The sequence below is a fragment of the Gemmatimonas sp. genome (assembly GCF_046594945.1).
Lineage (GTDB): Bacteria > Gemmatimonadota > Gemmatimonadetes > Gemmatimonadales > Gemmatimonadaceae > Gemmatimonas.
In genome coordinates, this window is record NZ_JBKJRB010000062.1 from 1 (window position 1) to 8,617 (window position 8,617).

General features: G+C 63.4%; 7 protein-coding genes. All 7 read right to left on the bottom strand.

Features of this window, described 5'->3' with window-relative positions; all coding sequences use genetic code 11:
• Window positions 1-104: 104 nt before the first annotated feature.
• Genes lpxB through bamA form a run of 7 tightly spaced genes read right to left on the bottom strand, consistent with a single transcriptional unit; the run spans window position 105 to window position 8,566 of the window.
• Window positions 105-1,229 (bottom strand): lipid-A-disaccharide synthase, encoded by a 1,125-nt coding sequence (gene lpxB / locus ACLL97_RS07140; protein ID WP_411279783.1) that lies wholly within the window; start codon window positions 1,227-1,229, stop codon window positions 105-107.
• Window positions 1,222-2,253: a Gfo/Idh/MocA family protein gene (locus ACLL97_RS07145; RefSeq protein WP_411279784.1), complete on the bottom strand. Its 1,032-nt coding sequence runs from the start codon at window positions 2,251-2,253 to the stop codon at window positions 1,222-1,224. The genes lpxB and ACLL97_RS07145 overlap by 8 nt, the downstream gene beginning before the upstream one ends.
• Before the next feature lie 11 nt (window positions 2,254-2,264).
• Window positions 2,265-3,041: an acyl-ACP--UDP-N-acetylglucosamine O-acyltransferase gene (gene lpxA / locus ACLL97_RS07150; protein WP_411279785.1), complete on the bottom strand. Its 777-nt coding sequence runs from the start codon at window positions 3,039-3,041 to the stop codon at window positions 2,265-2,267.
• Window positions 3,038-4,366 (bottom strand): UDP-3-O-acyl-N-acetylglucosamine deacetylase, encoded by a 1,329-nt coding sequence (gene lpxC / locus ACLL97_RS07155; protein ID WP_411279786.1) that lies wholly within the window; start codon window positions 4,364-4,366, stop codon window positions 3,038-3,040. Before lpxC ends, lpxA begins: the two co-directional genes overlap by 4 nt.
• A complete protein-coding gene (gene lpxD, locus ACLL97_RS07160) occupies window positions 4,363-5,493 on the bottom strand; it encodes a UDP-3-O-(3-hydroxymyristoyl)glucosamine N-acyltransferase (RefSeq protein WP_411279787.1) in 1,131 nt (376 codons plus the stop codon). Before lpxD ends, lpxC begins: the two co-directional genes overlap by 4 nt.
• Window positions 5,490-6,089, bottom strand: a complete 600-nt coding sequence (locus ACLL97_RS07165; RefSeq protein WP_411279788.1) for an OmpH family outer membrane protein — start codon at window positions 6,087-6,089, stop codon at window positions 5,490-5,492. Before ACLL97_RS07165 ends, lpxD begins: the two co-directional genes overlap by 4 nt.
• 14 nt (window positions 6,090-6,103) lie before the next feature.
• The gene (gene bamA, locus ACLL97_RS07170) at window positions 6,104-8,566 is read right to left on the bottom strand and encodes an outer membrane protein assembly factor BamA (RefSeq protein ID WP_411279789.1); all 2,463 of its coding nucleotides are present in this window, start codon (window positions 8,564-8,566) and stop codon (window positions 6,104-6,106) included.
• Window positions 8,567-8,617 lie beyond the last annotated feature (51 nt).

An 8,617-nucleotide genomic window follows, 5' to 3' on the forward strand; every position in this document is an offset into this window, starting at 1 on the left:
CGATTCGCGTGCGCCAGTCGAATGCCGCCGCCGAGGTGCGTGGTGCCGGCGGCTCGCGGCCGGGCACGTTTTGCTCGGGCTGCCAACTCATTCGTGCGCCGACATCACGCCGGTCCGTTCGCCACGAGGTCGCGGATCATCGTCGCCACGCGCTCTGCGGCACCAGGCGTGCCCAGCATCCCGCGCACCTCGCTCAACCCCGCTTCCGCGTGCGCGCGTTCTGCACTGCGCAGGTCCAGCAGCGGCATCAGCGCATCGGCCACGCGACTCGGTTGGAACGCATCCTGCACGAACTCCCGCGACACTTCGCGGTTCGCGACGACGTTCACGAGTCCGATGTGTGGAATCTTCACGACGCGGCGCGCGATCGCGTACGTGATGGCACCTGTGCGGTAGCCGATGACGTGCGGCAAGCCAGCCACGGCGGCTTCGAGCGTCGTGGTTCCACTCTTCAGGAGGCCAGCGGTTGCGGCACGAAGCACGTTGAACGAGGCGCCATGCACGAGCGGGAACGGACACTCGCCTTGGCTGATTTGCACCGTTGGCGCGACGCTGACGACGACGTGCAATCCGGGAACGCGAGCCTGCAGCAGCGTGGCCGTTTCCACGAACAGCTTCAGATGGCGCGCCAGCTCGGCGCGACGGGAACCGGGGAACACCGCGAGGATCGGTCCGTCGGCTGGGAGTTCCAAAGCCACACGCGCCGCGGCCTGCGTTGGCAACGAGTGGGCGCGATCAAGCAGCGGATGCCCGACGAACGTGGCATCCACGCCATGGCGACGCAGCAGCCCCTCCTCAAACGGAAGGATCGACGCGGCCTTCGAAACGACACGCGCCAGCTTCGGCAACCGCCCGGCCCCCCACGCCCAGACCTGCGGTGTGATGTAGTACAGTACCGGCACTCCGGCCTTCTTTGCGACGTCCGCGACTTTGAGATTGAAGCCGGGATAATCGAGCAACACAACCAACGCGACGCGTCCGCTTCCAATGCGTTCACGCAGTCGGCCCAGCAGGGCGTAGTGCTTCGGAATGTGTCGGATGACTTCGGTGAAGCCCATCACCGCCAGATTCTCGACGTCCTCGATGATCTCGACACCGGCAGCTCGCATGTGCCCGCCGCCGATACCAACCATCGCCAATTCCGGTGCCGTCGCGCGCAGTACCTCCGCCACTTTCCCCGCGTGCAGATCGCCGGACGCCTCGCCGACGACGAACAGAATCTCACGCACGCGCCGACTCGTCGGAGGCACGCATCACCCGCTGCGCCGCTTCGATGGCGGTCACAATGCGGAGGGCCGCCTCGAGGGCCTCGCGGCCTTCTTCACCCGTGACCGCAACCGGGTTGCGCCCCGAAATGGCCCCGAGAAACTGCGAAAGCTCGAGCACCAGTGGCTCGCCGTCCGGCGCCTCAAGCGGCACCCGCTCCACGAATTCCTCGAGCGCACGCGGCGCCCTCGCCAATAACATCGGATCAAAATCCCCGCGCAATCGGAAAAACTCTCCGGTGCCGGCGGCGAGATCGAGCGAGATGTACCCGCTCCGCTGGAAGATGCGCAGCTTGCGCAACCGCTCACGCGAGACGCGACTTGCCGTGATGTTGGCCACGGCACCGTTGGCAAACGTCAGCCGCGCGTTCGCGATGTCGATCTGCGGCGTGAGCACCGGCATGCCCATCGCCTGCACCTCAGCCACTCGCAGACCAACGAGCGTGTGCACCAGGTCCAGATCGTGGATCATGAGATCGAGCACCACGGCGACGTCGGAGCCGCGTGGGTTGAACGGTGCGAGACGGTCACTCTCGATGAAGCGCGGTCCGTCCACGAAGGGCATGGCCGCGCGTACGGCGCGATTGAATCGCTCCACGTGGCCGACCTGCAATAACACGCCGGCCGCACGCGCGCGCGCCAGCAGATCATCGGCTTCGTCGAGCGTGACGGTAAACGGCTTCTCGACGAACACGTGCTTGCCGCGATCGAGTGCGGCCGACGCGACCGCGTGATGGGCGGTGGTCGGCACGACGATCGACACGGCGTCGACCTCGTCAAGCATGGCTGACAGCGAGGGATACACGCGGACGCCATGTTGCGACGCGACTTCGGCGGCGCGACCGGGATTCTCGTCAACGAAGCCGGCAAATTGGTCGCCGCACAGATCGCGAAGAATGCGGACATGGTGTACACCCAAGCCACCAGCACCGACGACGCCGACGCGCGGCGCATCGCGCTTCGAGAACGCGCGCGATTCCGGAGTCACGGTCGTGGTTCTCAGAATCCAACGCCTCGCTGGCTCGCTTCGATGAAATCGAGAAAGTGCTGTACATCGGGGAGCAGGGATAATTCGGCGCGCGCCTTTTCGACGCCCTGCCCGAGATTGAGATCGGAGCGGAAGCAGAACCGGTATGCCCGCTTGAGTTCACGGACCACTTCCTCGTCGACGCCTGCGCGGCGCAGTCCGACGGAGTTCAGTCCGAAGAGCTTGATCGGATTGCCCACGGCACGAACGAACGGCGGCACGTCCTGCGCCACGCGCGAGCATCCGCCGATGAACGAGTGTCGGCCAATGCGCGAGAACTGATGCACGGCGCACAACCCGGAAATCGTCGCCTTGTCTTCAACCGTGACGTGTCCCGCCAGCTGCGTTCCATTCGAGATGATGACGTTGTCGCCAATATGACAATCGTGCGCCAGATGCACGTAGCTCATCAGGAAGCAGTTGCGACCGACGCTGGTCGTGATCGAGTGTGCGGTGCCACGGTTGATGGTCGCGTACTCGCGAACCGACGTCTCGTCGCCAATGTCGACCCACGTCTCCTCACCACGGTACTTGAGGTCCTGCGGATCGCCGCCGAGGATCGCCCCGATTCCGATCTGTACCCGCTGACCGAGCCTCACATTGCGCTCGAGTGTCGCCCGCGCAGCAATGTGGGTACCGTTGCCAATCGTGCACTGCGGACCGATGATCGCCCACGGTCCCACCTCGACATCCTCCCCGAGCTGAACCGACGCATCGATGAGTGCCGTCGGATGAATACGCGCAATCATCGATCGCGGACCATCGCGGACATGTCCGCCTCGGTCACCACCTGACCATCGACGGTTGCGACGCCACGCATCTTGCACATCATGCCGCGGATCTGCAGCACTTCCATCTCGATCCGCAGCTGATCGCCCGGCTTCACGGGGCGGCGGAATTTCACGTTGTCGAGCGACAAAAAGTACACGACCTTGCTCGACGGATCGGCAATGCTGCGCATGAGCAGCATGCCGCCTACCTGCGCCATCGACTCGATGATGAGGACGCCGGGCATGATCGGATGTCCCGGAAAGTGTCCCTGGAAGAACGGCTCGTTGATCGAGACGTTCTTCAGCCCCACAATCCGCTTGCCTTCCTCGATCTCCAGAATGCGATCGACGAGGAGGAACGGATAGCGGTGCGGCAGCACCTGCATGATATCTTCAATGGAATACACGGCGGGCTCCCGGACAGCGTGTTGCACGAGGGCTCGCACCAGGGCGACTGTGCCCCGATGACTCGGTTTGTGAGCCACGATGTGCGCGCGGACGCGCGCACCAGCGAGAACGAGATCCCCGACACAATCGAGCGCCTTGTGCCGGGAAAATTCATCAGGCCAGCGGAGCGTGGTATCGACCAGGCCGTCGGCGTCGAGCACCACCGCGTTGGCCGTGGATGCTCCCTGAATCAATCCTTTCGCGCGAAGCGCGTCCACTTCATGGGTGAACCCGAAGGTTCGCGCGGACGCCAGTTCGCGCGCGAAGCTGTCGGCCGTGACCATGCACTGCGTGCGCTGTGGGCCGATCAACGGATGCGGAAAATCGATCGTGATATCGAGCGAGAGACCCATGCACGGCCGGGCCTCGTACACTGAGTCGCCATCCACCACGCGAATCGATTTCCGCAATACCAGCCACTCGGGATGGCCTCCGTTGGGCACCAGCCCGGCGCCGCGCAACGCGTCGAGAAACGGTGCCGCGCTGCCGTCCATGATCGGCGGCTCCGGTCCGTCCATCCCGATCTCGAGATCGTCGATCGACAGGGCACCGACGGCGGCCAGTACATGCTCCACGGTATGCAGCGCGTCCGGACCGGTCCCGAGTTGCGTGCGACGCTCGGCGTCCACCGCGAGGTCCACACGCGCCGGAATCGGCTCGGCGCCGGCGATGTCCGTCCGTCGGAACACGATGCCGGTTCCCGTCGGCGCAGGCCGGAAGGTGACACGACATGGCTGCCCGAAATGAAGTCCGATGCCTTCGACCACCGCCTCACAACCAATTGTGCGACGCTGCCCCGCCGACTCGGTAGCCGAGCCAGTCACCGTGTTCATCGCCTTTCCCGCCTTCGCGATCACGATCCGCTCCCGTCAGGCTCGCGGTCGACCTGACCCGCCGTGTCCGGCATGCTCACCAACTTGCTCGCCACCTGCTCGAGCGGTCGCACGATCTTGGCTAGGCGGGCAATCGCCGCCGCCGCGCGCAAATGATCTCGATGCGGACGGGCCGGATAGCCGGACCACGTCTCACCAGCCGGCACGTTGCCAATCACACCGGCGCCGCCGGCCAAATTCGCCCGCGGGCCAATCGTGACGTGTCCACCGATACCGACCTGACCGCCAATCTGCACGCCATCGCCGATCCGGGTAGAACCAGCCACGGCGGCCTGAGCCGCGAAGAAACAGCCGCGACCCACGCGCACATTGTGGGCGATGTGCACAAGGTTGTCGAGCTTCGAGCCGGCGCCGATGATGGTGTCGTCCACGCTACCGCGGTCTATGCAGCTGTTCGCTCCCACCTCGACGTCGTGCTCAAGAATACAGCGACCGGCATGGGGGATGCGCACCACGCCGGTTGCCTGCGGTCTGAAGCCGAAGCCTTCGCGCCCAACCCGTGCCCCCGAATGCAGGGTTACGCGGTCCCCAAGCTCGGTAAACGGGTACACGACGGCCGAAGCATGTACACGTACGTTATTCCCCAGCACCGACCCCGCACCTATCACGGCGTGGGCGCTGATCCAACTCCCTTCGCCGATTACCACCCCTTCGCCGATCACGACAAAGGGGTCGATCGTGACGCCTTCGCCAAGACGAACATCGTTCGCGATGACAGCGGATGGGTGAACACCTTGTGCCCGTGGCTCCTGTCGATGGAATCGTGCCAGCAGCGTCACCATGGCATCGACCGGGTTGGGCACGACGATCCGGGTGGACGGGCTCCCTGCCATATCGGCAAGCTCTGGCGAAATCAGCACCACACCAGCGAGGGACGTGGCGAACCACTGTCCATACCGGAGATTCGACAGAAAGCTCAGCTCGTTGGGACCGGCGCGATCGAGCGGTGCGATGCCGTGTACCTCGAGTGCGCCGTCGCCACGGAGCACGCCACCGACTAACGCCGCAACGGCAGCGGCGGTGATGGGCTGTTGCCCATCACCGCCGACTGCCTGCGGATCGGTGGAACCGCCGCTCACAGCGGCGATCACGCCGTGGGCGGCTTCTTGGTGTTCAGACCCGCCGGGGCGCTCGCCGGACCAGCCGGCGCAGGCTTCGCAGCGGCGCGCGGCGCGGCAAGACGCAGCTTGGACACCACGCGATCGGTAATGTCGAGATTCTTGTCGGCCGAGACGATCAGCGAGCCGGCCGCCACGTCGAAAATGAAGGCGAAACCGCCCTCGGCCCGGATGTCATCGAGCACCTTGCGCACGTTATCCATGATCGGCTGCATCAGTTCGGCTTCACGCGCCTGCGCCTGCTCCTGCAACTTCTGCACGCGCTCCTGATAGGCCGCCTGCTTCTCGCGAAGCGTCTTCAGACGGGCTTCCTTCGCCGCCGGCGACAACGACACTTCTTCTTTCGCATACACTTCCTGCAGCGTGTTCAGCGAATCAGACAGCTTTTGCACGGCCGCGCGCATGGAGGTCATGTCTTTGTCGAACTGCGCCTCGGCTTCGGTACGGCCCGGGGCAGACTGCAGGATCGCGGCCGAGTTCACGTAAGCAAACTTCTGTCCCTGAGCCGAAGCCAAGGCGGGAACGCCAAGCACCAAGGCGCAAGCGCCGACAAACGAGGAAAGACGCATGTGAAGTCCTGAGTTTAGAAGAGCTGACCGAGTCGGAAATGGAACTGCCAGCGTGGATCGGGCCGAACTCGTCCCGTAACCAGGTCCACGGTCGTGCGATCGAAGCCGTACGCCATGTCCAATCCAAGCGGTCCCAGCGGCGTAACGGTAGATACCCCGAAACCGGCGGAACGGAAGAGCCGAGTGGGATTGATCTGCCGCGCGGATGCCCAGTTGTTGCCGGCGTCGGTGAAGGCGTTCAGATAGAACATCTGGTTGAACCGAACGCCGATCTCACCGGTGAGGGTCATGAAGGCGTTGCCGAAGGACGCCGGGTCGGAGCGGTACTGATCGGTGTTCGGGTTGAACCCGATCGGGGTAATCGAGAACTCCGGATAGCCGCGCAGTTGCTGCCCGAACATCACCCCGCCGACCGCGAACTGCTGCTGGAAAAAGAATGGTCCCGAGTTACCGAACAGGCTACCCGCCCGCGCCGTCAGTCCCATCGTAAACTTGATAGGCTGCGAACCTGGGTTCGTTCCACCAAGCTGCCCCAACTGGGTGTAGGCGCGCATTTCCGTGGTGAGGCGCTGGAAATTCACCGTACCACCCAACGGACCACCGCTGAAGTCGGCCGTGACGGTCCGCATGGATCCGCCCGTCGCGAACGGCAGATCGATCCGCGTGTCGTACGTGTACTCGAGGCCGAGGTTGGAGCGGAAACAGTTCTTCGTACAGGTGTTCTGAATCGTGCCCGATGTAAAGGTGGCCGACTCGCCGTTGTACGAGACGGCCATCGTCGAGAAGTACGACCAGGGAACCGGCAGACCGAATCGCAGCTGCGAACCGGTGCGGATGTTCTGGCCGAGGTTGCCGACAATGAACCGGGACTGCGTGCGGTACGCGCTGATGGCGCCTGACACGCGGGATCCGCGAAGCGCCGGGTCGGTATACGTCGCTGTGAAGTCGTTAAAGAAGCGACCGTACTGCCAGTTCAGCTTTCCCTGCTTGCAGAGCCCGAAGAGGTTGGGCTGTTCGAGGCCGATGAAGCCACCAAACCCGACGCCGCCCTGCCCCATCGACGCGCCGAAATTAATCGATCCGGTCCGCTTCTCCTTCACGCGGAACACGATATCGGCGTCGCCCTGATCATTTACCGGACGGTAATCCGGAAACGGCATCGGCGACTCGAAGAAATTCATGTTGCCGATGCTCTGATAACTGCGGATCAGCGCGGCCTGATTGAACACGCCACCAGGCACGAGGAAGATCTGACGGCGAATGCAGTCGTCGGCGGTGAAGTCGTTGCCCAGGATCTCGATGCGATTCACGATCGCCGGATTTTTCTCGTCGATCTCCCACCGGAGGTTCACCGTGGGCACTGAATCCGGTCCCACGAGCTTGCGCTCAAGCACGGGATTGATGCGTGCGTAGAGGTAACCGTTGTTGCGATACTCAGCGTTCACCTTCTCGATGGCGTCATCCCACTTGTGCTGGTCGAAGATGCCTTCGGGCGCGGCCGCTTCGCGTTTGATCAAGCCCTTCACGCGCTGCGTCAGCGTGGGGTCGTTTCCTTCGAACGGATAAAACTTTTTCAGATCGTCGGTGGGGAAGCGACGATTGCCTGCCACTTCGAACGTGCCGATACGGTAGCGCGGACCTTCCTCGATACCGATCTGCACCAGTCCTTTGCCCTTCTCGCGATCCACGATCAGCGTGTCCTTACTGATGCGCATGTCAACGTGGCCCAGCCGCGAGAACAGCTCGGGGATCCGCTCACCGAGGTCGCCGACGTACTTGTCCTCGTCGAACTCGCCCTTGCGGAACCACCAGAACCCTTCGGGCTTGATCTTCATTGCGGAGACGACCTGTTTTTCCTTCACCGACGTGTTGCCCACGATGTCGATGCCCGAAATCGCCAAGCGGCGCCCTTCATCGACGGTGTAGGTAATGCCGATACGATCATCATCCATTTTCACCGAATCGATCCGCACCTGCGCCAAATAGTAGCCGGCCGCTTCGTACGTCGAATCGATACGCGCCCGCGCCTTGGCGAGCATCATGGGATCGATGGGGCGTCCTATCAACAGGTCGATCTTATCTCGCACCGATCGCTCGCTGACGTTCTTTGGGCCCACGACCTTGATATCACCAAGAATCGCACGCTCCCGTACCTGAATGACGGTCAGCACCTTTTCTGGCACGCTCTCCAGGTCGCAGAGCAGCTGGACGTCGTCGAACAGGTTCAGCGCGTAGAGCCCCTTCATGGAGCGCTGAATCGACGGAAAATTAAGTGGCGTTCCGGGCGTCAGGCCCATCTCGCCACGGATGCGCGCATCGGGCGTTCGCGTGTTGCCACGGATCGCAATGGAGTCGGGGGACGCACAACGCCCCGTCACGTCTTGGGCGGCCGCCGCACGAGGGGCAACCGCAGACGCACACAGGGCAATACCGGCCAACACCAACTGGGCCGTTCTTTTGGGGACGCTCTTCAGCATAGCCTTTGAATATACACCGATACAGCAAGCGGCCGGACCCCAGGGGTCCGG

Coding starts and splice junctions, on each gene's coding strand:
- ACLL97_RS07165 (WP_411279788.1), bottom strand. CDS start 6,089: ATGCGTCTTTCCTCGTTTGTCGGCGCTTGCGCCTTGGTGCTTGGCGTT.
- bamA (WP_411279789.1), bottom strand. CDS start 8,566: ATGCTGAAGAGCGTCCCCAAAAGAACGGCCCAGTTGGTGTTGGCCGGT.
- lpxA (WP_411279785.1), bottom strand. CDS start 3,041: ATGATTGCGCGTATTCATCCGACGGCACTCATCGATGCGTCGGTTCAG.